The 26,437-nt window shown below is 67.8% G+C and carries 24 protein-coding genes; 18 read left to right on the top strand and 6 right to left on the bottom strand.

Translation table 11 applies throughout. The annotated features are described in order from the left end of the window. Nucleotides 1-85: 85 nt before the first annotated feature. From LSI54_RS10350 to tmk, 3 genes are read right to left on the bottom strand one after another with little or no spacing between them, the layout of a single operon-like run. Nucleotides 86-1,669 (bottom strand): alpha/beta hydrolase, encoded by a 1,584-nt coding sequence (locus tag LSI54_RS10350; RefSeq protein ID WP_241478307.1) that lies wholly within the window; start codon nt 1,667-1,669, stop codon nt 86-88. Continuing rightward, nucleotides 1,662-2,819, bottom strand: a complete 1,158-nt coding sequence (locus LSI54_RS10345; protein ID WP_241478306.1) for a DNA polymerase III subunit delta' — start codon at nt 2,817-2,819, stop codon at nt 1,662-1,664. Before LSI54_RS10345 ends, LSI54_RS10350 begins: the two co-directional genes overlap by 8 nt. Beyond that, entirely contained in the window at nt 2,816-3,454 is a 639-nt protein-coding gene (tmk, locus tag LSI54_RS10340; protein ID WP_241465220.1) for a dTMP kinase, read from the bottom strand. The genes LSI54_RS10345 and tmk overlap by 4 nt, the downstream gene beginning before the upstream one ends. Nucleotides 3,455-3,559: 105 nt before the next feature. Here tmk and LSI54_RS10335 point away from each other — a divergent pair, with 105 nt between their 5' ends. Genes LSI54_RS10335 through LSI54_RS10325 form a run of 3 tightly spaced genes read left to right on the top strand, consistent with a single transcriptional unit; the run spans nt 3,560 to nt 6,032 of the window. Continuing rightward, nucleotides 3,560-4,912 carry a trans-sulfuration enzyme family protein gene (locus LSI54_RS10335; protein ID WP_241478305.1) on the top strand — a complete coding sequence of 451 codons (1,353 nt, stop codon included), beginning with the start codon at nt 3,560-3,562 and terminating at the stop codon, nt 4,910-4,912. 9 nt (nt 4,913-4,921) lie between these two features. Then, a complete protein-coding gene (locus LSI54_RS10330) occupies nt 4,922-5,233 on the top strand; it encodes a DUF2516 family protein (protein WP_051501343.1) in 312 nt (103 codons plus the stop codon). A gap of 52 nt (nt 5,234-5,285) precedes the next feature. Then, entirely contained in the window at nt 5,286-6,032 is a 747-nt protein-coding gene (locus LSI54_RS10325) for a phosphoglyceromutase (RefSeq protein ID WP_241465218.1), read from the top strand. Nucleotides 6,033-6,225: 193 nt separating this feature from the next. Here the strand turns inward: LSI54_RS10325 and phoU are convergent, their stop codons facing one another. After that, a complete protein-coding gene (gene phoU, locus LSI54_RS10320; RefSeq protein ID WP_241465217.1) occupies nt 6,226-6,879 on the bottom strand; it encodes a phosphate signaling complex protein PhoU in 654 nt (217 codons plus the stop codon). A 170-nt stretch (nt 6,880-7,049) separates the two neighbouring features. Between phoU and LSI54_RS10315 the strand changes: the two genes are divergently transcribed. From LSI54_RS10315 to LSI54_RS10260, 12 genes are all read left to right on the top strand, one after another. Then, nucleotides 7,050-8,315 (top strand): sensor histidine kinase, encoded by a 1,266-nt coding sequence (locus tag LSI54_RS10315; RefSeq protein ID WP_241465216.1) that lies wholly within the window; start codon nt 7,050-7,052, stop codon nt 8,313-8,315. Continuing rightward, entirely contained in the window at nt 8,312-8,992 is a 681-nt protein-coding gene (locus LSI54_RS10310; RefSeq protein WP_241465215.1) for a response regulator, read from the top strand. Before LSI54_RS10315 ends, LSI54_RS10310 begins: the two co-directional genes overlap by 4 nt. Nucleotides 8,993-9,050: 58 nt before the next feature. Further along, the gene (purH, locus tag LSI54_RS10305) at nt 9,051-10,748 is read left to right on the top strand and encodes a bifunctional phosphoribosylaminoimidazolecarboxamide formyltransferase/IMP cyclohydrolase (RefSeq protein ID WP_241478304.1); all 1,698 of its coding nucleotides are present in this window, start codon (nt 9,051-9,053) and stop codon (nt 10,746-10,748) included. A gap of 107 nt (nt 10,749-10,855) precedes the next feature. Beyond that, nucleotides 10,856-12,190 (top strand): magnesium transporter, encoded by a 1,335-nt coding sequence (gene mgtE, locus LSI54_RS10300; protein ID WP_241465213.1) that lies wholly within the window; start codon nt 10,856-10,858, stop codon nt 12,188-12,190. Between the two features lie 76 nt (nt 12,191-12,266). Then, nucleotides 12,267-14,492 carry an NADP-dependent isocitrate dehydrogenase gene (locus LSI54_RS10295; protein ID WP_241478303.1) on the top strand — a complete coding sequence of 742 codons (2,226 nt, stop codon included), beginning with the start codon at nt 12,267-12,269 and terminating at the stop codon, nt 14,490-14,492. A gap of 1 nt (nt 14,493) precedes the next feature. After that, nucleotides 14,494-15,408 (top strand): NAD(P)-dependent oxidoreductase, encoded by a 915-nt coding sequence (locus tag LSI54_RS10290; RefSeq protein WP_241478302.1) that lies wholly within the window; start codon nt 14,494-14,496, stop codon nt 15,406-15,408. A gap of 99 nt (nt 15,409-15,507) precedes the next feature. Next, nucleotides 15,508-16,041, top strand: a complete 534-nt coding sequence (locus LSI54_RS10285) for a gamma carbonic anhydrase family protein (RefSeq protein WP_241465210.1) — start codon at nt 15,508-15,510, stop codon at nt 16,039-16,041. 125 nt (nt 16,042-16,166) lie between these two features. Beyond that, entirely contained in the window at nt 16,167-17,132 is a 966-nt protein-coding gene (locus tag LSI54_RS10280) for a TIGR03885 family FMN-dependent LLM class oxidoreductase (protein ID WP_241478301.1), read from the top strand. After that, on the top strand, nt 17,132-18,823 hold the full coding sequence (locus tag LSI54_RS10275) for an alpha-amylase family protein (protein ID WP_241470420.1): 1,692 nt from the start codon (nt 17,132-17,134) through the stop codon (nt 18,821-18,823). The genes LSI54_RS10280 and LSI54_RS10275 overlap by 1 nt, the downstream gene beginning before the upstream one ends. Nucleotides 18,824-18,931: 108 nt before the next feature. Next, a complete protein-coding gene (locus LSI54_RS10270; RefSeq protein ID WP_241465207.1) occupies nt 18,932-19,774 on the top strand; it encodes a hypothetical protein in 843 nt (280 codons plus the stop codon). A 95-nt stretch (nt 19,775-19,869) separates the two neighbouring features. Continuing rightward, a complete protein-coding gene (locus tag LSI54_RS10265) occupies nt 19,870-20,796 on the top strand; it encodes a hypothetical protein (RefSeq protein ID WP_241478300.1) in 927 nt (308 codons plus the stop codon). Nucleotides 20,797-21,079: 283 nt separating this feature from the next. Beyond that, on the top strand, nt 21,080-21,313 hold the full coding sequence (locus LSI54_RS10260) for a hypothetical protein (RefSeq protein ID WP_241470418.1): 234 nt from the start codon (nt 21,080-21,082) through the stop codon (nt 21,311-21,313). A gap of 117 nt (nt 21,314-21,430) precedes the next feature. On the opposite strand, the gene LSI54_RS10255 is transcribed toward LSI54_RS10260, so the two are convergent. Next, nucleotides 21,431-21,886: a Fur family transcriptional regulator gene (locus LSI54_RS10255; RefSeq protein ID WP_241478299.1), complete on the bottom strand. Its 456-nt coding sequence runs from the start codon at nt 21,884-21,886 to the stop codon at nt 21,431-21,433. Nucleotides 21,887-22,050: 164 nt separating this feature from the next. Between LSI54_RS10255 and glyA the strand changes: the two genes are divergently transcribed. The 3 genes from glyA to LSI54_RS10240 are packed head-to-tail and all read left to right on the top strand — an operon-like array spanning nt 22,051 to nt 25,328. After that, nucleotides 22,051-23,328 (top strand): serine hydroxymethyltransferase, encoded by a 1,278-nt coding sequence (glyA, locus tag LSI54_RS10250; RefSeq protein WP_241465203.1) that lies wholly within the window; start codon nt 22,051-22,053, stop codon nt 23,326-23,328. 8 nt (nt 23,329-23,336) lie between these two features. Then, nucleotides 23,337-24,254, top strand: coding sequence for a bifunctional methylenetetrahydrofolate dehydrogenase/methenyltetrahydrofolate cyclohydrolase (locus tag LSI54_RS10245; RefSeq protein WP_241465202.1), 918 nt, complete (start codon nt 23,337-23,339; stop codon nt 24,252-24,254). Nucleotides 24,255-24,305: 51 nt separating this feature from the next. Next, nucleotides 24,306-25,328, top strand: coding sequence for an LLM class flavin-dependent oxidoreductase (locus tag LSI54_RS10240; protein ID WP_241465201.1), 1,023 nt, complete (start codon nt 24,306-24,308; stop codon nt 25,326-25,328). A 95-nt stretch (nt 25,329-25,423) separates the two neighbouring features. On the opposite strand, the gene LSI54_RS10235 is transcribed toward LSI54_RS10240, so the two are convergent. Next, nucleotides 25,424-26,431, bottom strand: a complete 1,008-nt coding sequence (locus LSI54_RS10235; RefSeq protein ID WP_241476540.1) for a PDR/VanB family oxidoreductase — start codon at nt 26,429-26,431, stop codon at nt 25,424-25,426. Nucleotides 26,432-26,437: the final 6 nt, after the last annotated feature.

The following is a 26,437-nucleotide window of genomic DNA, read 5'->3' as shown; positions in this document are numbered from 1 at the left end:
CGATGAGTCAGAAAGGCCGTGTGGACGTCGTCGTCACCGGTAGTCAGAGTCTACAAGGCAGTTTCTACAACCGGTAGAAAAAAGTTCAACAATCTTCGCGACCCTCGGCCAGGTCCCCGCCGAGCAGATACCCGTCCACCGCCTGATCCACGCAGCTGTTGCCTGACCGGTACGCCAGGTGCCCTTCGCCTTCGCGGATGATCAGCGCAGACTGCGGCACCTGCTCGTGCATGTTCTCCGCCCATTCCACCGGGGTGGCAGGGTCTCCGGTGGTGCCGATCATCAGCAGCTCGTCGACCTCGCTGAGCTCAGGGTCCCAGGGTTCCGCGACGTTCTGAACGGGCCACTCCTCGCAGACAACGGCCCTGTGCCCGAGGTAGGGCCCGAAGGTGGGGGCTTCTTCGGAGACCTCTTCGAACTCGGCCTCGATCTGATCGGGGTCCTGCGGCATCGGATAGTCCAGGCACATCACTGCGGTGAATACGAAGCTGTTGATCCATCCGTAGCTGCCGTCGGGGCTCCGCCCGGACTGCAGGTCCGCGAAGTACTGAAAGCTGGTGAAGTCCTGCTGCACCAGGGCCATGGTCAGCGCCTCGGAGAGCAGCGGCCAGCTCGCGCGGCTGTACATCGGGGTGATGAAGCCGCTGACCAGGGTGGAGACATTGATGGTCCGTCCGTCCGCGCCCTGCGCCGGGTTCTCGGCGACTCCGGCGAAGAGCTCCTGCACGCCGTCGACCACCTCATCCACGGTGTCTCCGGCCGGGCAGGTCGCCTGCTCGGTGCACCACTGCGCATAGTTCTCCAGCGCCACCTCGAAGCCGAGCGCCTGCCCCTTGTTCAACTCGTGGGCATCGATCGAGACGTCGAGCATCCCGTCCAGGACGAAGCGCCCCACCCGCTCACCGTAGTGCTCGGCGTAGGTCATCCCCAGCTTGGTGCCGTAGGAGAAGCCCAGGTAGTTCAGCTCGTCCTGACCCAGCACGGCGCGGATCACGTCCATGTCCCGGACCGCCGAGAGCGTGTCCACGTGTCCCAGCAGAGCGCCGCTCTCGGACTCGCACCGTGCCGCCAGCTCGGCGGCCGATTCGCGGGCCTCCGCGTATGAGGACTCGGCGTCGAGCTGTTCGTCGGAGACCTGCTCGCGGTACTCGTCCATCTCGGCGTCGTCCAGGCAGTTCACCGGCGCTGACCGGTGCACCCCGCGCGGGTCGAAACCGATGATGTTGTAGTGCTCGACGAGCTCCTCGCTGAACGCGATGGCGAGCGAGTCGGCGACCGCGTCGTAGCCGGAGGAGCCGGGTCCGCCGGGATTGGTGAGCAGATATTCGGCCTGGTCTCCGCCGGACTGGGAGCTGATGATCCGGATCTCGAGATCCGTTTGTGCCCCCGGATCGGCCCAGTCCATCGGCACCGTGACATCGGCGCACATCATGGTCTCCTCGCAGGAGGTCCAATCGATGTCCTGCTCGTAATACTCGGTGTAGTCCTCGGCCGCGCCGGCCAGTTCGCCCGCCGGCACCGAGGTGGCAGTCATCGGCTCCGCCTCAGCGTCTGCCGCGCCGGAATCCTCGTCCCCACCGGCGTTCACGCAGCCCGAGAGCAGCAGCGCGGCAGCGGCGGCGAGGCTGATCAGCCGAAGCCTGCGGGGAGGGAGACCAATCTCAGGCATGGGACCTCCCAGGTAGGAACTGCATCATCAACGCCTCCACGGCCAGCAGCGGGGGGACATTCTGGGTGATCCGGGTCCGGGCTGCGTTGATCGCGTCGAGCCCGGCGAGGGTCTGCTCGGCGCTGAGCGATTCCGCGTATCGCTTCAGCTCCTCACGCAGATGCTCGTTGATCAGCTCCGCATGGGTCTCCAGCTTCAGGCTCAGCACATCTCGGAAGACCGCGGTGAGGTCGATCAGCGCCCGGTCCAGGGAATCGGCGACGGCGCGCTTGGCCCGCCGGGTGTTCTCCTCCTCCAGCTTCTTGAACTGGCTGCGCAGCTTGGGCGGGATCTTCTCCTCGGCCTCAAGCCCCAGTGACCGACGCAGCGAGGCCTGTTCGGCCTCCAGCCGCGCCTCCGCAGTGCTGGCAGCATCCGCCTGGGTCATCTCCACCAGAGACCCCGCGGCCTTGATCGCGGCCGAGGAAGAGGTCAGCCGCAGCGGCAGGGTGACCACCTGCTCGCGCCTGCTCCGTGCCTCCGGGTCCCGGGCCAGCCGGCGCGCGACCCCGATGTGGTTCTGCGAGACCCGCGCGGCGAACTGCGCCTGCTCCTCGTTGAGCCCGTCCCGGCTGGTCAGGAGCTGCGCCACCGCGGCGGTGGGCGGGATCCGCAGGCTCACCAGCCGGCAGCGCGAGCGGATGGTGACCAGCACGTCCGCCGGACTCGGGGCGCACAGCACCCAGAGCGTATGCGGCGGCGGCTCCTCGATCGCCTTGAGCAGCACATTGGTGGCCCGTTCGGTCATCCGGTCCGCGTCCTCGACCACGATCACGCGCCAGCGTGCACCCTGGGGCTTCTCCTGCGCGGTGGTGATCAGCTGGCGGACATCGTCGATCTTGTAGGTCACGTTCTCGGTGGAGACCAGCTTCACCGAGGGATGGCTCTCCGCGGACACCAGCCGGCAGGACCGGCATTCGCCGCAGCCGCGGGCCGCCGGCTCGTCCTGGTCACAGTTCAGGGCGGCGGCGAAGGCGCGTGCGGCGTTGGACCGTCCCGAGCCTGGGGGACCGGTGAACAGCCACGCATGTGCGGGGGTGCCTGACCCTGCGGCGCGACGAAGCTGTTCGACGACGGCATCCTGACCGACCAGCTCGGTATAGACGCTCATGGGCTCAGCAGCTCCTGGACCCGGGACCGGATCGCGGCCTGCAGCTCCTGCGCGGAACCAGACGCGTCGAGCACCAGATATCGCTCGGGCGCGGCGTCCGCGCGGGCGAGGAAGGCGTGGCGCAGCCGGTCATGGAAGGCGTCCTCGGCGGACTCGATCCGGTCCGAGTGTCCCGCGCGGCCCTCCCGCCTGGCACGCGCGATGGCCGGATCGATGTCCAGCACCACGGTGAGATCCGGCTGCAGCCCGCCGGTGGCGAAGGCGTTGATCTCAGCGACGGCCGCTGTCCCGAGCTCGCGTCCCACACCCTGGTAGGCCACCGAGGAATCCACATAGCGGTCGCAGAGCACGAAGCGGCCGGCCTCGAGTGCGGGCTCGATCCGCTGGACCACATGGGCGGCGCGGGAGGCCGCGAAGAGCAGCGCCTCGGTGCGCGGATCGACCTCGCCCTGATCATGTTCGAGCACCAGCGAGCGGATGCGCTCGCCGATCACGGTTCCGCCGGGCTCGCGGGTGCGCTCGTAGGGCACCGACCGATCCTCGAACCAGGACTCGAGCAGGTCCAGCTGGGTGGTCTTGCCGGCGCCGTCGCCGCCTTCGAAGGCGACGAAGCCTCCGCGTCTGAGATGGGTCACGCTCCCAGCCTACCCAGCCCCGGTGACACGGACATGACACCGGGAGCCCGGGCAGCGGCGGGCGGCCCACCCAATCCCGGACACCTGCTGGGGTACCGTAACAGTGTGAACCAGCACGAACGCACCTTTGTGGTCAGTGCGGGCCGCGGCCCCCACGGTCCGAACCAGCCCGTCAACATGCCGGTGGACTTCACCTCCACGTATTCCTACCGGCCAGGCGTCCACGCCTCCTTGGACTACGCGCGGGAGGGGATGCCCTCCTGGTCCCCGCTGGAGGAGCTGCTGGCTCAGCTCGAGGCGGGCACCCGCACCACCTCCCAGTCCCAAGGTCAGGTCACCACGGCCGAGGAGCATCCGGTCCAGGTGCTGCCAGGTCTGCTGTTCTCCTCCGGGATGGCCGCCATCTCCGCCGTCGTGCATCTGCTGCCACCCGGAGGCCACCTGATCATGCCGCGGCACAGCTACATGGGATTCTCCGCGCTGGCCCAGCAGATGGCAGACCAGGGTCTGCTCACGCTGCACCGGGTGGACATCGCCGACACCGCGCAGGTCTCCAGCACGCTGCACGACGTCTCCACCCTGGCTGGCGCCCAGGACGCTCGCGTCATGCTGTGGATCGAATCCCCGACCAACCCGATGCTGGAGATCGCGGACCTTCCCGCGCTGCTGGCCGCTGCGAAGCAGCGCGGGGTACTCACTGCGGTGGACAACACCTTCGCGACACCGCTGCGCCAGCGCCCGCTCCAACACGGCGCCGACGTCGTGGTCCACTCGGTCACCAAGTTCCTCTCCGGACACTCCGACCTCATCATGGGCGCCGCGATCACCGGTGACCCCGAGATCCATCAGCGGCTGCACCAGCACCGCACCCTCCACGGCGCGATCCCGGGCCCGATGGAGGTCTTCCTCGCCCTGCGCGGCGTGCGCACCCTCGCGGTGCGCCTGGACGCCGCGGAGTCCAACGCCGGCGAGCTCTCCCGCCGGCTGGATCAGCTCAGCCAGGATGCCGGGCTGCCGCTGCGCAAGGTCAACTACCCCGGCCTGGCCGCGCACCCGCAGCATCAGCGCGCCGCAGAGCAGCTCGGCGGGTTCGGCGCGATCCTGACCATCGAGCTCGACGCCGACCATCCCGGTTCCGCCGACGCCTGGGATTCAGCACAGCCCGGTTCCGGAGAGCCCCAGCCGGGACAGCCCGATTCGGGCCAGCGCATCACAAGTCAGCGCAGCGAGGCCGAGGTGGCCGACGCGGTGCTCAGCGCACTGCAGCTCTGGACCCCGGCCACCAGCCTGGGCGGCGTGGAGTCCCTCGCCGAGCGCCGTCGTCGTCATCCGGGTGAACCGTCCTCGGTCCCGGACGGGCTGATCCGGCTCTCGGTGGGCATCGAGGACGTCGAGGATCTCTTCGCAGATCTGCTCAACGCGTTGCGCGCCGCCGCAGCCGGGGAGCCCATCCGATAACATCGGGGTATGCAGTCTCCCCTCTCTGATATCTGGATCTTCGTCCTGCAGACCGAAGCCTGGATGCACCTCGCCTTCGCACTGGTCTGCCTCGGGCTCGCCATCGTGGCACTGGTCAAGTGCATCCCCAAGAACGCGCAGCGGTTCGACATCGCCTTCAAGCGGACCAAGGGCTTCTGGCTGGGCATGACCGGCGGCGCCGTCGTCCTGGCTCTGCTCGGCGCTGCGGGAGCCGGTCCCTTCGGCCTGATCTTCCCGGTGGCCGCGGCCTGCATGGCGATGGTCTACCTGACCGACGTGAACCCCGAAGTCTCCGACTGACCGCACCCTGCGCTGATTTCCACGTTCGACTCCGAAAGGGAGACACACTCCTATGGCCTATGACCTGATCCTGCTCCGCCACGGGCAGAGCGACTGGAACGAGAAGAACCTCTTCACCGGGTGGGTGGATGTGCCGCTGACCGCCCTGGGCCGTGAAGAGGCCGCACGCGGCGGTGAGCTGCTCAAGGAGCACCAGCTGCTCCCCGACGTGGTCCACACCTCGCTGCTGCAGCGCGCCATCACCACCTGCCACCTGGCGCTGGAGACCGCAGACCGGCTATGGATCCCGGTGAAGCGCGACTGGCGGCTCAACGAGCGCCACTACGGCGCGCTCCAGGGCAAGGACAAGGCCGAGACGCTGGCGCAGTACGGCGAAGAGCAGTTCATGATGTGGCGCCGCTCCTATGACACCCCTCCGCCGGAGATCGCCGCCGACGACGAGTTCTCCCAGCTGGGGGATCCGCGCTACGCCGACCTCGGCGACTCCGCGCCGCGCACCGAGTGCCTCAAGGACGTCGTGGATCGGATGCTGCCCTACTGGGAGTCCGCCGTGATCCCGGATCTGCGCGAGAACAAGACCGTGCTGCTCGCAGCCCACGGCAACTCGCTGCGCGCCCTGGTGAAGTACCTCGACGGAATCTCCGACGAGGACATCGCCGGACTCAACATCCCCACCGGGATCCCGCTGCACTACCAGCTCGACGACGATCTCAAGCCGCTGAACCCCGGCGGCACCTACCTCGACCCCGAGGCCGCCAAGGACGCGATCAAGGCCGTGGCGAACCAGGGCAAGAAGTAGTCCGCACAGCGAAAGAGACCCCTCAGACATCATGCGATGCCTGAGGGGTCTCTTCGTGGGTCATCCGATGCTCACGCGCCATCGATCGGCCGGCCTGCGGCGGAATGGGCGCCCGAGAGTGGCGTGATCACGCCGCAGAGCGCCCGATGCATGGTGGTGGATGTGCCTGGGGAAGGCCGTCCCACCAGCAGGCTCAGTGTTCGCGGGTGTCCCAGGCGCCGGTGACCAGATAGTCGACCTTGTTCGCCACCGAGACCCCGTGGTCCCCGAATCGTTCGAAGAACCGGCTCACCAGGGTGGAGTCCACGCTGGTCGCCGCACTCTGCTGCCAGTCATCGGCGGCGACGATGGTGAACACCGAGGCGTGCAGGTCGTTGAGCTGTTCGTTCAGCGCGTGGATCTCCGCGACCAGGTGCAGCTCGCGGGTCTCCAGCAGCGTGATCAGCCGCGACGAGATCTCGGTGCTCAGCTTGGCCATCTTGTCGAAGACCGAGTGCAGCGAGTCCGGGGCCACCCGGTCCGGGTACCGCATCCGGGCGAGCTGGGCGATATGCCGCGCCAGATCGCCCATGCGCTCCAGCGAGGTGCTCATCCGCAGCGCGCCCACGATCATCCGCAGGTCTGAGGCCACCGGACCCTGCAGCGCGAGCAGCTCGATGGCCTTCTCGTCGAGCTCCACCTGCAGCCGGTCGATCTGGGCATCGGCGGCGATGACCTCCTCCGCCAGCTGGAGATCGGTGGTGTCGAAGGCGGTGTAGGCCTTCTCCATCGCAGTATGGACCAATGATGTGATCTGTATCAGCTGCTCACCAAGGTTGATGAGGTCTGCCTGAAAGAGCTTTCGCACGTGTTCGCGTTCCTTTCCCGCCGTGGAGTATCCCGACAGTGAATCCTTGCTGACGCAGATGAACGCCAGCGAAGTCAGCAGTCGACGCGAAGGTGAACGCTGGCTGAACCCTGGGCGCTGGTCCGGGCTTATGGTGACCCTCACCGGGAGTCGGGCCTAAGCTGTAGGACGTGGATCACCTGCTCATCGCCGCACTGTCCGGCGTCGTCGGCCTGGCACTTGGCGTTGTCGGCATGTATGCCTTCCGCGTCAGTGAGAAGCAGCGTGCCGCCGGCATCGATGTGGACGAACCCTCGATGCCCGCAGGCGCCACCGAGGTGCTCGCCTCGCTCGGGCTGGCCTATATCGTGGTGGACACCGTCGACGGGGTGGTGCGCGCCAACCCGGCCGCCTACGCCTTCGGCCTGGTCCGCGGCCATACTGTGGTCCACCAGCAGCTGCTGAACCTCACCGCCCGGGTCCGCGGGGACGGGGTGATCATCGATCAGGAGCATGAGCTGGCCCGTGGGCTGCAGGGGGAGACCTCACTGGTCGTGCACCTGCGCGTGGCGCCGCTGGGGGATGAGTACATCCTGGTCCTCGCCGATGACCGCACGGAGTTCTCCCGCATCGAGGCTGTGCGAAATGACTTCGTCGCCAACGTCTCCCACGAGCTGAAGACCCCGGTCGGGGCGATCTCGCTGCTGGCCGAGACCATCGAGGACGCCGCCGACGACGACGTCGCCGTTCGGCGCTTCACCCAGCGCCTGCACAAGGAATCCCGCCGGCTCGCGGCGCTGGTCCAAGACATCATCGAGCTCTCCCGGGTGCAGGGCAAGAACGTGGTCCACGCCGGCCGGCCGGTGGACCTCGAAGACGTCATCGCCGACGCCGCGGACCGCTCTCGGCTGCCCGCGGAGTCCAAGAACATCGAGCTGAAGATCGGTGGTGCGCTTCCGCACCGGGTCCACGGCGACGCCGACCAGCTGGCGATGGCGTTCCGGAACCTGATCGACAACGCCGTGCGCTACTCCCCGGAATCCACCCGGGTCGGCATCGGGCTCTCCAGCCGCGACGGGATCGCCCAGGTCACCATCACCGACCAGGGGATCGGAATCGCAAGGGAGGACCAGGAGCGGATCTTCGAACGCTTCTACCGGGTCGACGCCGCCCGCTCCCGCCAGACCGGAGGCACCGGCCTGGGCCTGAGCATCGTCAAGCACGTGATCACCAACCACGGCGGCGAGGTCGCGCTGTGGTCCCAGCAGGGGAGGGGCTCCACCTTCACGGTGCGCCTGCCCGAGCTCGACGAGAGCCTCGACACCCTTGAAGGGCTCGGCCGGGGTGCGGCCGGGCTTGGCCAAGCATCAGTTCGCACCGCCCCACATGGTGCTGCATCGCGTCACAGTGCAGCGAACCCGGCACCCACCAGGGCCGGCGAAGGAGGAAACGCGTGACCAGAATTCTGCTCGTCGAGGATGAGCCCTCATTCTCAGAAGCACTGTCCTATGCCCTCGAGAAGGAGGGGTACGACGTCGTCGTCGCGGAGAACGGCCTCGACGCCGTCGAGATATTCACCCGTGAAGGAGCAGATCTGGTCCTGCTGGACCTGATGCTCCCCGGGCAGTCCGGCACCGAGGTGTGCCGCCAGATCCGGCTGCAGTCCAATGTTCCGGTGATCATGCTCACGGCCAAGGACTCCGAGATCGACAAGGTCGTGGGCCTGGAGCTCGGCGCCGATGACTACGTCACCAAGCCCTACTCCTCCCGGGAGCTACTCGCCCGAGTCCGAGCGGTGCTGCGCCGGCGGGTCGAGACCGAGGTGGACGACGGCTCGATGGTCATCGCGGGACCGGTCAGCATGGACATCGAACGCCACACCGTGGAGGTCAAGGGCGCACCGCTGAGCCTGCCGCTGAAGGAGTTCGAGCTGCTGGAGATGCTGCTGCGCAACGCCGGGCGGGTGCTCACCCGGGGCCAGCTCATCGATCGGGTCTGGGGATCGGACTATGTCGGAGACACCAAGACCCTCGACGTCCACGTCAAGCGACTCCGCGCCAAGATCGAACCCGACCCGTCACGCCCGGAGTTCCTGATCACCGTCCGCGGGCTGGGCTACAAATTTGAGTCCTGAACCGGGTCGGTAGACTGGCCCAGGTCCCCGAAGCGTCGTCCCCCTCACAGGAGTGTGCATGAGCACCGTCAGCGATTCCGCAGCGCAGAACACCACCGCGGCTGCCCCCGGCGCCTCCGGCACCTCCGGCGCCGCCTCGCGCCAGCCGATCCGGCGCGCCCTGATCTCGGTCTATGACAAGACCGGGCTGGAGGACCTCGCCGCGGGACTGCACGCCGCCGGCGTCGAGATCGTCTCCACCGGCTCCACCGCCAAGCGCATCGCCGCCGCCGGGGTCCCTGTCATCGAGGTCTCCGAGGTCACCGGCTTCGCGGAGTGCCTGGACGGCCGGGTGAAGACCCTGCACCCCCGGGTGCACGCCGGCATCCTGGCGGACCGTCGCCGCGAAGACCACCGGGCCCAGCTCGAGGAGCTTCAGATCGAACCCTTCGACCTGGTCGTGGTGAACCTCTACCCCTTCGCCGACACCGTCGCCTCCGGCGCCGCGGAGGACCAGATCGTCGAACAGATCGACATCGGCGGACCCTCCATGGTCCGCGCCGCCGCCAAGAACCACGCCTCCGTCGCTGTGGTGGTCGATCCGCTGCGCTATCACGACATCATCTCCGCGGCCTCCGCCGGAGGCTTCACGCTCACCGCCCGGCAGCGCCTGGCCGCCCTGGCCTTCGCCCACACGGCCGCCTACGACACCGCCGTGGCGCGCTGGACCTCCCAGCAGTTCGACGACGACTTCGACGCCGCCTCGGTGCCCGCCTCGCCGCTGAGCCGCACCGAGAAGAAGCTGAACTTCCCGCCCTACGCCGGGCTCGCGCTGCAGCGCCTGGACACCCTGCGCTACGGCGAGAACGCGCACCAGCCCGCCGCGCTCTATGCCGACTCCAGCGCCCGCCCCGGCCTGGCCCAGGCCCAGACGCTGCACGGCAAGGCGATGAGCTACAACAACTATGTCGACGCCGACGCCGCAGTGCGCACCGCCTTCGACTTCGCCCAGCCCGCCGTGGCGATCATCAAGCACGCCAACCCCTGCGGTGTGGCCGTGGGCGCCACCGTGGCCGAGGCCCACCGCACCGCCCACGCCTGCGACCCGCTCTCGGCCTTCGGCGGTGTCATCGCCGCCAACCGCACCGTCACCGCGGAGATGGCCAAGACCGTCTCGGAGATCTTCACCGAAGTCGTCGTCGCCCCGGCCTTCGAGGAGGAGGCGCTGGCGATCCTGACCAGGAAGAAGAACATCCGGCTGCTGCGCCTGCCCGAAGGCCACCGGCGCGACCGGGTGGAATACAAGCAGATCTCCGGAGGCATGCTGCTCCAGGCCTCCGACGCGGTCGACGCCGAGGGTGACACCACCTCCGGCTGGAAGCTGGTCTCCGGGGAAGCCGCCGACGTCGACATGCTCGCCGACCTCGACTTCGCCTGGCGGGCGATCCGCTCGGTGAAGTCCAACGCGATCCTGCTGGCGAAGAACCAGGCCACCGTGGGGATCGGCATGGGTCAGGTCAACCGGCTCGACTCCTGCCGGCTCGCTGTGCAGCGCGCGAACACGCTCGCCGGTGACGGGGTGGAGCGGGCCCGCGGGTCCGTCGCGGCCTCCGACGCCTTCTTCCCCTTCGCCGACGGGCTGCAGAGCCTGATCGCCGCCGGGGTGCGCGCGGTCGTGCAGCCCGGCGGGTCCCAGCGCGACGAGGAGGTCATCTCCGCAGCCCGCGACGCCGGCCTGACCATGTACCTCACCGGAACGCGCCACTTCTTCCACTGATCGACCACCACCACTGACCAGATCTGCAGCCGCGAACCTCACCCCGTCCGCACCCGCGGATCCGGTCGCCCCTACGCCTGCTCGGCACCCTTGAAAGGGTGGAACCCGTGAACGAACTGCTTGACGAGCTGGAAGACATGATCCGTGAGGAGCGCCTCACGGAGCTGCGCTCCGCCCTGGACGAGCTCAACGTGGGTGACATCGTCGACTTCCTGGAACGCCTCGGCGTCAAGAACCGCGCGGTGGCCTTCCGGCTGCTCTCCAAGGGCGTCGCCGTCGAAGCCTTCGACCTGCTGGACCAGTCGCTGCAGGGCGAGATCATCGAGGGCCTCAAGGACGTCGAGGTCGCGCACTACTTCGAGTCCCTGGACCCCGATGACCGAGTCCGGCTCATGGACGAGATGCCGGCTTCGATCGCCCGCCGGATGATGCGCCACCTGGACCCGCGTGAGCGCAGCCTGACCAACATCGTGCTCGGCTACCCCAGCGGCACCATCGGGCGCCAGATGAGCCCCGAGTTCGTCGCGATCCCCGAGCACTGGACCGTCGCCGAGGCGATGGACAAGGTCAGCAAGGCCGGTGAGGACGCGGAGACGCTCTACACCCTGCCCGTGGTGGACCCCGGTCGGCTGCTGCAGGGCGTGGTCTCGCTGCGCGACCTGGTCAGCAACAGCGGCGAGACACTCATCGCGGAGCTGATGCGCGAGGCAGATTCGGTGGACGCCGACCACGACGCCGAGGACGCCGCTCGCATGTGCGCCGACCGCAAGCACCTCGCCGTGCCGGTCACCGACTCCGAGCACCGGGTGGTCGGGATCTTCACGGTCGACGACGCACTCGACATCCTCGAGCGCGCCGAATCCGAGGACGCCGCCCGCCACGGTGGCGCCGAGCCGCTGAACCGGCCCTACCTCTCCACCCCGGTGCTGCAGATCATGCGCTCCCGCGTGGTGTGGCTGCTGGTGCTGGCTCTGGGTGCCGCGCTCACCGTCCAGGTGCTCGACGTCTTCGAGGGCACCATCGAATCCATGGTGGTGCTCAGCCTGTTCGTGCCGCTGCTGATCGGCACCGGCGGCAACACCGGCAACCAGGCAGCGACCACGGTCGTCCGCGCGCTGGCGCTGGGCGACGTGGGCACCCGAGACGTGTTCAAGGTGCTCTGGCGCGAGGTGCGGGTGGGCATCACCCTGGGTGCCACGCTCGGCGTGCTGGGCTTCCTGGTCGCCGGACTTTTCTACGGCTGGGACATCGGCACCGTGATCGGGCTGACACTGCTCTCCATCTGCACCCTGGCCGCCTCGGTGGGCGGGCTGATGCCGCTGCTGGGCAAGAAGCTCGGTGCCGACCCGGCAGTCTTCGCCAACCCGTTCATCTCGACCTTCGTGGATGCCACCGGACTCATCGTGTACTTCATGATCGCCCGCACCGTGCTGGGAATCTGAGTGCCCGGGCCAGCCGGAGCATCTGGGGTAGATTTGTGATCAGGGAAACAACATATAACCGAACTTGAGGAGATCCATGCCGACGGCAAAGATCATCTATACCAACACCGACGAAGCGCCGATGCTGGCCACGTTCTCCCTCAAACCCATCGTGGAGGGCTTCGCCGCCCCCGCCGGGGTTGAGGTCGAGACCCGCGACATCTCACTGGCCGGCCGCATCATCTCTGCGTTCCCCGAGTATCTCCGTGAGGACCAGCGCGAGAGCGACTCCCTCGCCGAGCTCGGCGCCCTGGCGAAGACCCCAGAAGCCAACATCGTGAAGCTGCCGAACATCTCCGCCTCGGGACCCCAGCTCAAGGCCGCCATCGCCGAGCTGCAGTCCGCCGGATATGCCCTGCCCGACTACCCCGAGTCACCGTCCACCGATGAGGAGCGCGACGTGCGCGCCCGCTACGGCAAGGTCCAGGGCTCCGCGGTGAACCCGGTGCTTCGCGAAGGCAACTCGGACCGCCGCGCCCCCGCTTCGGTGAAGAACTACGTGCGCGCCAACCCGCACTCCATGGGCGACTGGAGCGCAGACTCCAAGACCAACGTGGCCACCATGGACTCTGGCGACTTCGCCGCCAACGAGCAGTCAGTGGTGCTCGACGTCGAGGACACGCTCACCATCACCCACGTCTCCACCGACGGCACCTCCACCGTGCTCAAGGAGTCCCTCCCGGTCAAGGCCGGAGAGGTCGTCGACGCCACCGTGATGCGCGCCGCCGAGCTCGACGCGTTCCTCACCGCCCAGGTGGCCCGCGCCAAGGAAGAGGATGTGCTCTTCTCGGCCCACCTGAAGGCCACGATGATGAAGGTCTCGGACCCGATCATCTTCGGACACATCGTGCGGGCCTTCCTCCCGACGGTCTTCGAGAAGCACGGGGCGACCCTCGCCGAGGCCGGACTCTCCGCCAATGACGGACTGGCCTCCATCCTCGCCGGCGCCGAGAAGCTCGGCGAGGCGGGCGACGCCATCAAGGCCGAGATCACCCAGGGCCTGGCCGACGGCCCCCGGATGTCGATGGTCGATGACTCCAAGGGCATCACCAACCTGCACGCACCCTCCGACGTCATCGTGGACGCCTCCATGCCCGCGATGATCCGCAACGGCGGCAAGGCCTGGGGCCCCACCGGAGAGACCGACGACACCCTCGCGATCATCCCCGACTCCTCCTACGCCGGGGTCTACCAGGCGGTCATCGAAGACTGCCGCGCCCACGGCGCCTACGACCCGACCACCATCGGCACCGTGCCCAACATCGGACTGATGGCGCAGAAGGCCGAGGAGTACGGCTCCCACGACAAGACCTTCGAGATCGATGCCGCCGGCACCGTGCAGGTCACCAACGCCGCCGGCGACGTGCTGCTCGAGCACGAGGTCTCCGCAGGAGACATCTGGCGCGCCTGCCAGACCAAGGACGCCCCCATCCAGGACTGGGTGAAGCTCGCCGTGACCCGGGCCCGCGAATTCGGCACCCCCGCGGTGTTCTGGCTCGATGACAAGCGCGCCCACGACCGCACCATGATCGAGAAGGTCAACCACGCCCTGGCCCAGCTGGACACCGACGGGCTCGAGATCAAGATCCTCGACCCGGTGGCGGCCACGAAGTACACCGTGGAGCGGCTGCGCCGCGGCGAGGACACCATCTCGGTGACCGGCAACGTGCTGCGCGACTACCTCACCGACCTGTTCCCGATCCTGGAGCTGGGAACCTCGGCGAAGATGCTCTCCATCGTGCCGCTGATGGCAGGCGGCGGACTCTTCGAGACCGGCGCCGGCGGCTCCGCGCCGAAGCATGTCCAGCAGCTGGCCGAGCAGAACTACCTGCGCTGGGACTCCCTGGGTGAGTTCTTCGCCCTGGTGCCCTCGCTGGAGAAGTACGCCGAGCAGGCCCAGGCCCCCAAGGCCAAGGTCCTCGCCTCCGCGCTGGACCGCGCCACGGCCACCTTCCTGATGGAGAACCGCTCGCCGGGACGCAAGCTCGGCACCATCGACAACCGCGGCTCGCACTTCTACCTGGCCATGTACTGGGCCCAGGAGCTGGCCGCGCAGACCGAGGACACCGAGCTGGCTCAGCGCTTCACCTCCGTGGCGGAGGCGCTGACCTCGAACGAGGAGCAGATCCTGAGCGAGCTCAACGGAGTCCAGGGCGAACCGGTGGATCTGGGCGGCTACTATCGCCCCGATGAGGCCAAGGCCTTCGCCGCGATGCGCCCCTCGGCGACCCTGAACAGCATCATCGACGGCCTCAAGGCCTGAGATGACGCGGCTCCACGTCCGGCCCGAGGCCGACGCTGTGCTCCGCGAGGGGCTGCGGCAGCAGGGCGCCGTCCTCGTCGGTGAGGATGAACAGCCCGAGGGCATCATCGTCACCGGGATGTTCAAGACGCTGAACCTCGCCGAGGTGCTCGAGGCCAATCCCCAGGTGCGCTGGGTGCAGCTGCCCAGCGCCGGCATCGAGCTCTACGCGGAGATCCTCACCCAGTTCCCAGAACTGACCTGGACCTCCGCGAAGGGCTCCTACGCCAAACCGGTCGGGGAGCATGCGCTGGCGCTGACCCTCGCGGCGCTGCGCGGACTCAAGGCCCGGGCCCTGGCGAACAGCTGGGGCACCGAGGGCGGGATCTCGCTGAACGGGCTGCGCTGCGTCGTCGTCGGCGGAGGTGGGGTCGCGGCGGAGATCGTCCGGCTCTACAAGGCCTTCGACACCCACGTCACCGTCGTCCGGCGCACCGCCGAACCGGTGGAGCACGCCGATGTCACCGTCGCCTTCGAGGGTCTCGATGAGGCGCTGGACGGGGCCGAGGTGGTGGCGCTGGCAGCAGCGGCCACTCCTGCCACCCGGCACCTGCTCAACGCCGACCGGCTGGCGCTGCTGGCCGACGGCGCGGTGGTCGCCAACGTGGGCCGCGGCAGCCTGGTGGACCAGACAGCGCTCGTCGAGGCGCTGAGCACCGGAGCCCTGCGCGGCGCCGGTCTCGACGTCACCGAGCCGGAGCCGCTTCCCGAGACCGACCCGCTCTGGTCGCTCCAGAACTGCCTGATCACCCCGCACACCGCGGACACCACGGAGATGGTGGTGCCGCTGCTGCGGGAGCGGATCCTGGCGAACCACCGCCGCTTCCATGCCGGCGAACCGATGCTGGGCCTGGTGGATCCTGCCCAGGGATACTGAGGACATCCCCAGCCCGCACCACCAGGTCGACCTTCACCACCAGCACTGCCTTCACGCCCAGCACGACCCGACCCCCTTCGGATCCCAGGAGTAATCTTCATGGCACATGTGCTCACCGTCAGCGGACACACGCCCCAGATCGGTGAGGGCGTGTTCCTGGCCCCCACCGCCGCGATCACCGGGGAGGTGACCATGGCGAAGGACTCCTCGGCCTTCTACGGCGTCTCGGTCCGCGGCGATTCGGCGGCGATCTCGGTGGGGGAGGGCACCAATCTGCAGGACAACGCGGTGCTCCATGCCGATCCCGGTCACCCGTGCACCCTGGGTGCCGGGATCTCCGTCGGGCACTCCGCAGTGGTCCACGGCTGCACCGTGGGAGACGGCTCGCTGATCGGGATGAGTGCGACCATCATGAACGGCGCCGTCATCGGCGAGCAGAGCCTCATCGCTGCCGGGGCCGTGGTGCTCGAGGGCACCGAGGTTCCGCCGCGGTCCCTGGTCGCCGGCGTTCCCGCCAAGGTCCGGCGCGAGCTCACCGAGGAGGAGATCGCCGGGCTGCGCAGCAACGCCGAGGTCTACCTGGGTCACAAGGACGCCCACCGCGCCGCCCAGGGCACTGTCATCGAGGGTTAGCGCAGGGAACTCTCGACGCCCCGGGTCAGTAAGATTCCGAGGTAACAGTTCTCTTACGTCCAGGTGGTCACCAGGGCACTCTCAGTAACCTTCAGTCAAGGACACGAGACGAGAGGCAGTCACACATGACCATCTACGGGTTCCACGCATCACAGGAACAGATCGCCCCCTCCCAGCTGCTGCGCGACGTCCAGCACGCCGAGACGGTCGGATTCCAGGCCGCCATGAGCTCGGACCACTTCATGCCCTGGTCGCAGCGGCAGGGCCACTCGGGATTCACCCTCTCCTGGCTCGGCGCCGCACTGGCCACCACCGCCTTCCCCATCGGATCGGTGATCGCTCCAGGCCAGCGCTATCACCCCGCCATCGTCGCGCAGGCCACAGCCACCCTGGGTGAGATGTTTCCCGGCAGGTACTGGGCCGCGCTGGGTGCCGGACAGGCGATGAACGAACACGTCACCGGAGAGCTCTGGATGGACAAGGAGACCCGACGACGGCGGCTGCTCGAATGTGCGGACATCATCTCCCGGCTGCACCGCGGTGAGCGGATCATCAGCCACCGCGGCTTCGTCAGCGTGGACGACGCCTACCTCTATGACCGCCCCGAGGAGCCCATCCCGCTCTACGCCACCTGCATCACCCCCGACGCCGCTCGCCTCGCCGCTGTCTGGGCCAAGGGCATGATCACCCTGAACCAGCCCGAGGATGTGCAGAACGAGGTGCTCGCCGCCTACCGCGAAGCCGGCGGGGAAGGTCCCGCCATGCTGCAGATCCACCTCAGCTGGGCGCAGACACGGGAGCAGGCCGAGGCCATCGCCCACGACCAATGGCGCACCAACGTCTTGGGCTCACCGCTGGACCAGGACCTGCCCACCCCGGAACACTTCGACTCCGCCGCCGCGGAGGTCAGCCTGGAGACCGTGGCGAAGGCGGTGTGGATCTCCGAGGAGCCCGGCCAGCTCGCCGAATGGATCGACGCCGCCGTCCAGCCCGGTTTCGACCAGGTCTACCTCCACCATGTGGGCCAGGAGCAGCGACCCTGGCTCGACCTCGCCGGCGAGTCGATCCTCCCCGAACTGAAGGGCGCCTGATGCGCATCACCGACACCGCTGACCTCTGGTACAAGAACGCCGTCATCTACTGCGTGGATCTGGAGACCTACCTGGACTCGGACGGCGACGGGATCGGTGACCTGCCGGGGCTGACCCAGCGGATCGACTACCTCGCCGACATCGGCGTCAGCTGCCTCTGGCTCATGCCCTTCTACCCCTCGCCCCGCCGGGACAACGGCTACGACATCTCTGACATGTTCGGGGTCGATCGGCGCTACGGCGATCACGGGGACTTCGTCGAGCTGGTCCGAGTGGCCCATGACCGTGGGATCCGAGTCATCGTGGACCTGGTCATCAATCACACCTCGGACCAGCACCCATGGTTCCGCAGCTCGCGGGCCTCCAAGGACAGCCCCTACCGAGACTTCTACGTCTGGCGCAGCGACACCCCGCCGGACACCTCCGAGGAGGCGATGTTCCCCGGGCAGGAAGGCGGGATCTGGACCCACGACGAGAAGACCGAGGAGTGGTACCTGCACCACTTCCTGCACACCCAGCCGGACCTGAACACCTCCAATCCGCAGGTCCGCGATGCGATCACCAAGACCATGGGCTTCTGGCTCCAGCTCGGGGTGGACGGCTTCCGGGTGGACGCGGTGCCCTTCGCGATCAACCAGACCACGCTCACCGGGGCAGATCAGCACGACTTCGTGGAACCCCACGACTACCTGCGCACGCTGCGGGCCTTCCTGCAGCGCCGCTCCACCGGAACGAGCTCCGCGATGATCCTCGGCGAGGTGAACCTTCCACACCAGGAACAGCTGGCCTTCTTCGGCGGGGAGGACGGTGACCAGCTCACCATGCAGTTCGACTTCACCGTGAACCAGAAGGCCTTCCTCTCCTTCGCCCGCGAGGACGCTCGGCCCCTCGCCGAAGCCCTGGCGCAGCGGCCGCAGAACCTCCCCACCGAGACCCAGTACGCGAACTTCCTGCGCAACCACGACGAGCTCACCCTGGACCTGCTCAGCGCCGCAGAGCGCGACGAGGTGCTGGACACCTTCGCCCCCGAGGAGGACATGCGATTCGCCGGCCGTGGGCTGCGTCGTCGGCTGCCCGCCATGTTCGACGGTGACCCGCGGCGGATCAAGATGGCCTACTCGCTGCTGTTCTCCCTGCCCGGCACCCCGGTGCTCTTCTACGGCGAGGAGATCGGAATGGGGGAGAACCTCGAAGTGCCCGGACGCGAGGCCGTCCGAACGCCGATGCAGTGGAGTCAGGACAAGAACGGCGGATTCTCCTCGGCCCGCCCCTCGAAGCTCGCACGCAAGGTCGTGGAGGGTCCCTTCGGGCCCGAACACGTCAACGCTGCACAGGCCCGCCGGGACGAGGACTCGCTGCTCCACCATGTCAGCCGTCTGGCCCGACGCTACCGCGACTGCCCCGAGCTGGGCTGGGGTGAGCTGTCGATCCTTCAGCAGCCGCACCACGAAGTGCTCGCGCATCGCATGACCAGCGGCGATCAGTCCATGGTCCTGATCCATAACCTCTCACCGAAGTCCCTCGTGGTGCCGCTGATGCTGGAGGACGAGGAGAAGGACACCGAGCTCATCGACCTGCTTCAGGACGGCGCCTGCGCCATCGATGCCGAACACCGCACCGAAGTCACGCTGGACGGCTATGGCTGCCGGTGGCTGCGGGTGAAGCGCCCCGGGGATCCGCGCCTTCTCTGAGCGCGACGGCGCGGGTGGAGCGCGAGGCGCTACGCTGAAGAGTCCCACCCGCGCCGCGCCCTCGCGCAGCTCGTCGACCTGCACCGTGTATGTCCCCAAGGAGGCCCCATGAAGCGTTCGGCTCTGGCTGGCAGCGCTGCTGCCGCCGTCGTGCTGCTCGCCGGCTGTGGCGGGAACCCCTTCGCGGGCGATGCGGAGGACGACGAGCCCCAGGTTCCGAGCTTCGGGCAGATCCAGGACCGCATGTGGGATGCGATGCTGACCGCGGACACCGTGAACATCGAAGGCGAGATCGAAGCCGCCGAGGCCGACGTCGACCAGATGTTCCAAGACATCGACGAAGACGACACCGGGGATCTGCTGATCACCGGCGCCGTGGACGGCAGCGACTCCGAGATGACCTTCACCGCTGGCGACGTCACCTTCACCCAGCGCGCCATCGACGGGGTGGAGTACTTCCGCGGGGAGGACTTCGCCGCGCTGCTGATGAGCGAGATGGATGAAGAGATCACCGCCCTCATCGAAGAGGACTTCATCACCTCGGTGGTCGTCGAGCAGTGGGTCCAGTTCAGCACCGACGGCGCAGGCGCAGTCTTCTCCGCCCAGGACTTCATCAGCACCTGGCAGCGTGAGCTCGAGGGCCAGGAGATCGCCGGGCTCGAGGGCACCGCAGAGACCCGTGACGGCGCGCAGGTCTACGTCTACGCCACCGAGGACGGCTCCACCGAGCTCGTGGTCGCCGCAGACGGAGCCCCCTACCTGGTCCAGATGCGCGACGAGGACTCCAGCTACGTCTTCAGCGCCTGGAACGAGACCCAGCGCCCGGACCAGCCGGAGAACGTGATGACCTTGGACGAGATCTTCGAGGCCATCGCCGCCGAGCACGGCTGGTCCACAGAGGAACTCGATGGGGAGCTCGAGGACGAGAACAACGACGACGCCGAGGCCTGAGCGGCACGAGAGACCAACACAACGGGGGGTTGTGCAGAAACGGGACGCCTGGACATCAGTCCGGGGTCCCAGCCACACAGTGGAAGGGAAACACCATGAGCAACGGAACCCAGACGTCCCCCAAGGCCGTCACGCGAGCATTCACCACCACGGCGGTGCTGAGCATCGCAGCCCTGGCACTGGCCGGCTGCGGTGAGGAAGATCCGCGTGAAGCGGAGAACCCGCAGGAGAACGTCGACACTGACGGAGCGGAGGACCAGGGAGTCACCTCAGACGAGATCGCCGAGAATGAGGACGACGAGCAGGTCGCGGACCTCGCCGAGATCGAGACCGAGGTCTGGGAGTCCTCCCTGGAGCAGGAGAGCGTCAGCATCACCATGGCGGCAGGTCTGGAGCGCGGCCATGAGCTCTTCGGATACGCACCGGAGTTCTTCGAAGGCGACGACGAGGGCTTCGAGCTCTCGGTCACCGGAGAACTCGAAGGAGACGCCGCGACCGAGCTGAACTACAGCCCCGACTTCCAGGTGTTCACCTTCGGCGACGACACGTTCCAGTCCGTGGAGGCCTTCGTCTTCGACTACGAGGCGCAGGTCCCGCCCGAGGTGGAGCCAGAGGTCGATGCCGAGGAGCTCAGCGCAGCCCTGAGCGCCGAAGGGGAATGGGTCGACGTCAGCGACGCCGAGCCCGCGGTGCCGCGCACCCCCGACGCGCTGCTGGAGCTGCTGCGCGCCGAGGTCACCGAGACCTTGGACGTCGACTCCCTGGCCGAGCTCGACCTGGACTCGTCGCTGGACACTCGGGACGGTCAGAACGTCTGGGTCTACTCCAACGAAGACGTCGAGCTCGCGGTGCTCGCCGACGAGGGTTCACCGCAGCTAATGGGTCTGCGCCTGCCCGGTGAGGACCAGGACCTCGAGGTCACCGTCACGGACTGGGACGAGGCTGAGACCCCGGAGGAGCCCGAGGATGAGGCGGTCATCGACGATGAGCAGCTGCAGGGGATTCTCAGCGATCTCGTCTGAGCCCAGGATTCGGGCTGGTTCAGCCCGGCAGACCCTCGGCGGACCCCCGGCAGGCTCCCAGCTTACATTCAGGAATGCCGGCCCACAGCAACGCCGGCTCCATGCCCGGTAGGAGCTCCCCATGAATCAGGCCGGAATGGCCGAATAGGCTTTCGCTGAAGCGTCCGGTCTGTGCAGACTAGGTGCAGGTCATCTAGGGGATCTCACACGGTCGCTCAACGATGACAGACCGCGGAAAGACCGCGCAGCATCTTCTGATGCAAATGACGGAGGTAAACGAATTATGGCTACCACCGAAACAAGCAAGCTTCGCACCCTGGCCGGCGTCGTCGGCATCGGCTCCCTGGCACTCTTCGGTGCCACCGCCTGCGACGATGGCGGAACCGACACTGAAGAGCCGGCAGAGAACGGCGAAGTCGAGGATCCGGGCACAGAGGAAGACACCACAGAGGAAGACACCATGGAAGAAGAGCCCATGGAAGAAGAGACGATGGAGGAAGAAGAAGACGACGTCTGATCGACTTCTTCTCTTCAAAGACACCCCCGCGAGGAACCCCGGTTCCCTGCGGGGGTTTCTTGTGCGTGGGCAGGACGCGTCAGGGGCCGGGGGAGCGGTCGGGCCGGGCGGGAGATGTCAGGCTCCAGCGGAGCCGGAGCCGACGAGCTCCTCCGAGCCTTCCGTGCAGGTGCGGCACACGCCGCGGAAGACGACGTCGGCGACCTGGATCTGCATTCCCAGGCTTGCAGGCGCCTGCAGGCAGGGTGCCTCTCCATGGACGCATTCGACATCTTCGATCCGGCCGCAGCGGGTGCAGATCGCGTGGTGATGGTTGTCGTGGGTGCGGGTCTCGTAACAGGCCGGTGAACCCGGCGGGTCGAACCTGCGCAGCAGCTCGCGCGCGGTGAGATCATGCAGCACGGTGTAGACCGACTGCACCGTGATCTCGGGCAGCTGTTCGCGGACGGCGGCGTGGACCGCGTCGGCCGGTCTGTGCGGCTGGGCGGACACTGCCTCCAGGACTGCGAGGCGCTGGCGCGTCACGCGGAGTCCGCGTTCGCGCAGCCGGGCAGGCCAGTCGGAGGAGGTCATGCTCCCAGTGTGCCGCACATATGAGTCATTCACAATAAACCGGGTGCGTGTCACATCCCCGTTCTGGCGGGAGTCCAGCGCGGCCATCCGGCGTGGGCCGACCCGGCTGAGCGATAGACTGGCTCACGCTGCCACGTATTCATCCGCAAGGAGAGCTTCAGAGCATGAGCACATCGGATATCAACAACGCCCCATTGGCCGAGGTCGATCCAGAGATCGCTCAGGCGATCTCGGATGAGCTGGGACGCCAGCGCGACACCCTCGAGATGATCGCCAGCGAGAACTTCGTCCCGCGCGCCGTCCTCGAGGCCCAAGGCTCGGTGCTGACGAACAAGTACGCCGAGGGCTACCCGGGACGGCGCTACTACGGCGGCTGTGAATTCGTCGACGTCGCAGAGAACCTCGCGATCGAACGCGCCAAGGCGCTCTTCGGGGCTGACCACGCCAACGTCCAGCCGCACGCGGGCGCCCAGGCCAATGTGGCCGTGATGACCGCCTTCCTGAAGCCGGGCGACAAGCTGATGGGCCTCTCCCTGGCCCACGGCGGGCACCTCACCCACGGCATGAAGCTGAACTTCTCCGGCAAGTTCTACGAGATCGCCGCCTATGAGGTCGACGCCGAGACCGGCATCATCGACATGGACAAGGTCCGCGAGCAGGCCATCGCCGAGAAGCCCGACATGATCGTCGCCGGCTGGTCCGCCTACCCGCGCCAGCTCGACTTCGCACGCTTCCGCGAGATCGCCGACGAGGTCGGAGCGATCCTCTGGGTGGACATGGCTCACTTCGCCGGCCTGGTGGCCGCCGGACTGCACCCGAACCCGGTGCCCTACGCCGACGTCGTCACCACCACCGTGCACAAGACCCTCGCCGGCCCGCGGTCAGGCATCATCCTGACCAAGGAAGAGCACAAGAAGAAGATCAACTCCGCAGTCTTCCCCGGCCAGCAGGGCGGCCCGCTGATGCACGCCATCGCGGCCAAGGCCATCGCCTTCAAGATCGCCGGCACCGAGGAGTTCGCCGAGCGGCAGAAGCGCACCATCGAAGGCGCCCAGATCCTGGCCAAGCGACTGATCGCCCCGGATGTGACCGAGCATGGCGTCTCGGTGCTCACCGGCGGCACCGACGTGCACCTGGTGCTGGTGGACCTGCGCGACTCCGAGCTCGACGGGAAGCAGGCCGAGGACACGCTCCACGAGGTCGGCATCACGGTCAACCGCAATGCCGTGCCGAACGACCCGCGCCCACCGATGACCACCTCCGGCCTGCGCATCGGCACCCCCGCCCTGGCCACCCGCGGCTTCGCGGCGAAGGAATTCAGCGAGGTCGCCGACATCATCGCCGAGGCGCTCAAGCCTGACGCGGACCTGCACGGGCTGAAGTCCCGGGTCGCCGCGCTTACCAAGGACTTCCCGCTCTACGAAGGCCTCGAGGACTGGTGAACCCGCCGATGAGCGACGCCCCGCAGCAGGCCCGGGTTCCGCAGCAGGCGCAGATCCTCGACGGCAGGGCCACCGCCAAGGCGCTCAAGGCCGACCTCGCCGAACGGGTCGCGAAGCTGAAGGCCCGCGGGGTCACCCCCGGGCTGGGCACGGTGCTGGTCGGCGCCGATGCCGGCAGCCAGTCCTATGTGGCGGGCAAGCACCGCGACTGCGCCGAGGTGGGGATCAACTCCATCCAGGTGGAGCTCGACGCCGACACCACCCAGGAGCAGCTGCTCGCCGAGCTGGAGAAGCTCAACGAGGACCCGGCCTGCACCGGCTACATCGTCCAGCTGCCGCTGCCCAAACAGCTGAACACCCAGCAGGTGCTCGAGGCGATCTCCCCGGAGAAGGACGCCGACGGCCTGCACCCGATGAACCTGGGCCGGCTGGTCGCCAACGTCAACGAGGAGATCACCACCCCGCTGCCGTGCACGCCCAAGGGCTGTGTGGATCTCCTGGACCGCTACGGCCTGGACCTGCGCGGCAAGCACGTCGTCGTCGTGGGACGCGGGGTCACCATCGGTCGGCCGATCGGGCTGCTGCTGACCCGGCGCGACGTCAACGCCACCGTGACCCTGTGCCACACCGGGACCAGAGATCTCGCCGCGCACCTGGCCGGCGCCGACGTCGTCGTCGCCGCCGCCGGGGTCAAGCACATGATCGATCCGGCGGACCTGAAGCCCGGCGTGATCGCGCTCGACGTCGGAGTCACCCGTGAGGTGAACCCGGAGACCGGCAAGGCGAAGATCTACGGTGACCTCGCTCCGGGCATCGAGTCGGTGGCCTCCTGGTATTCACCGAACCCCGGCGGCGTCGGCCCGATGACCCGCGCGGAGCTGCTGGCCAACGTGGTGCTCACCGCGGAGCGTCAGCTCGCGGAGTAGTCCGCGCAGCAGGCCAGGAATAGTGGTGCCGCCGAGGGTGTTCCTTCAAATGTGAAGAACATCGGATTTCTCTCCTTCGGACACTGGACGCCCTCACCGCATTCGCAGACCCGTTCTGCCTCTGATGTGTTGCTGCAGTCCATCGACCTTGCCGTTGCGGCTGAGGAGCTGGGCGTCGACGGCGCCTACTACCGGGTGCACCACTTCGCCCGGCAGCTGGCCTCGCCGTTCCCGCTGCTCGCCGCCGTCGGCGCGAAGACCGATCGCATCGAGATCGGCACCGGCGTGATCGACATGCGCTACGAGAACCCGCTCTACTTCGCCGAAGATGCCGGCGCCGCGGATCTCATCGCCGAGGGCAGGCTGCAGCTCGGCATCTCCCGAGGCTCACCGGAGCAGGCCGTGGAAGGCTGGCGGCACTTCGGCTACCAGCCCGCCGAGGGCGAGTCCGACGCCGACATGGGGCGCCGGCATACCGAGGTGGCGCTGCAGGTGCTCTCCGGCCAGGGCTTCGCCGAGCCCAGCCCGCGACCGATGTTCCCCAACCCGCCGGGGCTGCTGCGCCTGGAGCCACACTCCGAGGGTCTGCGTCAGCGCATCTGGTGGGGTGCCGGTTCCGATGCCACCGCGCGCTGGGCGGCCTCACGCGGGATGAACCTGATGAGCTCCACGCTGAAGGATGACGAGACCGGCGAGCCGTTCCACATCCAGCAGGCCAAGCAGATCCAGGCCTTCCGTGATGAATGGGCCAAGCACGACCACGGCTTCGCTCCCAGGGTCTCGGTCTCGCGTTCGATCCTGCCCATCGTCTCGGACCAGGACCGGGCCTACTTCCTGGGCCAGCGCGACTCCAAGGACCAGATCGGCATGATCGACGAGAAGACCCGCGCGATCTTCGGACGCAGCTTCACTGCGGAACCCGAGGTGCTCGTCGAGGAGCTCGCCAAGGACGAGGCAGTCCAGGCCGCGGACACGGTGCTGGTGACCGTGCCCAATCAGCTCGGCGTGGACTACAACGCCCACATCCTTGAATCCCTGGTCGAGCACGTGGCCAAGCCGCTGGGCTGGAAGTAAGACCCACCTGACGCGTCGAGCGGCGGATTCTCCGAACAGCTGCGGCCTCTCGGCCCATGAGACGTCCGGGGAAGCCGCCCCTCAACGGTGGGGGATCAGGGAAAGTCGAGGGTCAGCGTAGCCCGCGTCGAGGCTGAATCCTCGGCACCGGCTCCCGCTGAGTTCGCGCAGGAGGCCACCCGGGAGACGCAGACGCAGAGCTTGGTGTCGGTGCTCTTCTCCGCCTCGCTGAAGAACACATCACGGTGGTCGATGACGCCGTTCAGCTGCTCGGCCTTGACCACGCACAGCCCGCATTCGCCCTTGCGGCAGTCGTACATGGCCTCCACGCCGACCCGCTCCAGCGCCTCCAGGATGGACTCGTCCGGAGAGACGACCGTGTGGCGCTCGGAGCCGCGGATCCGCAGCTCGAACTCCTCCGGGTCGAACCAGCCGCTGTTGCCGAAGGTCTCGTAGCGAAGGTTCGGCATCGGCAGCTCGCGCTCGATCCAGGCCCTCCGCACGGCGTCCATCAGTCGGATGGGACCACACATGTAGAACTCGGTGGAGTGATCCACCTGCCCGAGGAGCCCCTTGACGTCGAGGACGTCGCCCTCGTCATCGACCGAGAGCCTCAGCCGCGGTCCGTGCTCGCGATGCAGCTCGTCGAGGAAGGCCATGGCCGGGCGGGAGCGTCCGACGAAGATCAGCTGGTAGTCCGCGCCGAGCCGCTTGAGCACCCGGGCCATCGAGTGGATCGCCGTGATGCCCACTCCGCCGGCGAGGAGCACGTAGCGCGGCGCGCCCACTCGCAGCGGGAAGTTCTGCAGCGGCGAGGTGACCTCGAGGGGATCACCGGGTTCAAGGGCGTGCATGAACCGTGATCCGCCGCGCGAGGTGGGGGAGCGGCGCACCCCGATCTTCACCCAGCTTCCGTCCACCGCACCCTCGACCACCGAGTAGGAGCGGACCATGTCCGGGGCGATGCGCACGTCGATATGCGCGCCAGGCTCGGTGAACAGCGGTCGTTCCCCGGCGAGGACGATCTCGGCGATCTCATCGGCGGCGGCGCGGCGCGACTTCACCACGGCTCGCTGCCAGTGCAGCTGGGTTCCCTGTGACACCTGGCA

The organism is Nesterenkonia sp. AY15, assembly GCF_022565855.1.
Classification (GTDB): Bacteria; Actinomycetota; Actinomycetes; order Actinomycetales; family Micrococcaceae; genus Nesterenkonia.
Note: the sequence above shows the minus strand (reverse complement) of the source record. Positions and strands in the feature narration are given on the sequence as shown.

What these genes read in the sequence shown, in the direction of transcription:
- LSI54_RS10285 (WP_241465210.1), top strand. Translation starts at nt 15,508, where the DNA reads ATGGCACATGTGCTCACCGTCAGCGGACACACGCCCCAGATCGGTGAG.
- LSI54_RS10325 (WP_241465218.1), top strand. Translation starts at nt 5,286, where the DNA reads ATGGCCTATGACCTGATCCTGCTCCGCCACGGGCAGAGCGACTGGAAC.
- purH (WP_241478304.1), top strand. Translation starts at nt 9,051, where the DNA reads ATGAGCACCGTCAGCGATTCCGCAGCGCAGAACACCACCGCGGCTGCC.
- LSI54_RS10330 (WP_051501343.1), top strand. Translation starts at nt 4,922, where the DNA reads ATGCAGTCTCCCCTCTCTGATATCTGGATCTTCGTCCTGCAGACCGAA.
- LSI54_RS10345 (WP_241478306.1), bottom strand. Translation starts at nt 2,819, where the DNA reads ATGAGCGTCTATACCGAGCTGGTCGGTCAGGATGCCGTCGTCGAACAG.
- LSI54_RS10290 (WP_241478302.1), top strand. Translation starts at nt 14,494, where the DNA reads ATGACGCGGCTCCACGTCCGGCCCGAGGCCGACGCTGTGCTCCGCGAG.
- LSI54_RS10295 (WP_241478303.1), top strand. Translation starts at nt 12,267, where the DNA reads ATGCCGACGGCAAAGATCATCTATACCAACACCGACGAAGCGCCGATG.
- LSI54_RS10270 (WP_241465207.1), top strand. Translation starts at nt 18,932, where the DNA reads ATGAAGCGTTCGGCTCTGGCTGGCAGCGCTGCTGCCGCCGTCGTGCTG.
- LSI54_RS10260 (WP_241470418.1), top strand. Translation starts at nt 21,080, where the DNA reads ATGGCTACCACCGAAACAAGCAAGCTTCGCACCCTGGCCGGCGTCGTC.
- LSI54_RS10275 (WP_241470420.1), top strand. Translation starts at nt 17,132, where the DNA reads ATGCGCATCACCGACACCGCTGACCTCTGGTACAAGAACGCCGTCATC.
- LSI54_RS10245 (WP_241465202.1), top strand. Translation starts at nt 23,337, where the DNA reads ATGAGCGACGCCCCGCAGCAGGCCCGGGTTCCGCAGCAGGCGCAGATC.
- LSI54_RS10280 (WP_241478301.1), top strand. Translation starts at nt 16,167, where the DNA reads ATGACCATCTACGGGTTCCACGCATCACAGGAACAGATCGCCCCCTCC.
- LSI54_RS10265 (WP_241478300.1), top strand. Translation starts at nt 19,870, where the DNA reads ATGAGCAACGGAACCCAGACGTCCCCCAAGGCCGTCACGCGAGCATTC.
- LSI54_RS10255 (WP_241478299.1), bottom strand. Translation starts at nt 21,886, where the DNA reads ATGACCTCCTCCGACTGGCCTGCCCGGCTGCGCGAACGCGGACTCCGC.
- glyA (WP_241465203.1), top strand. Translation starts at nt 22,051, where the DNA reads ATGAGCACATCGGATATCAACAACGCCCCATTGGCCGAGGTCGATCCA.
- LSI54_RS10350 (WP_241478307.1), bottom strand. Translation starts at nt 1,669, where the DNA reads ATGCCTGAGATTGGTCTCCCTCCCCGCAGGCTTCGGCTGATCAGCCTC.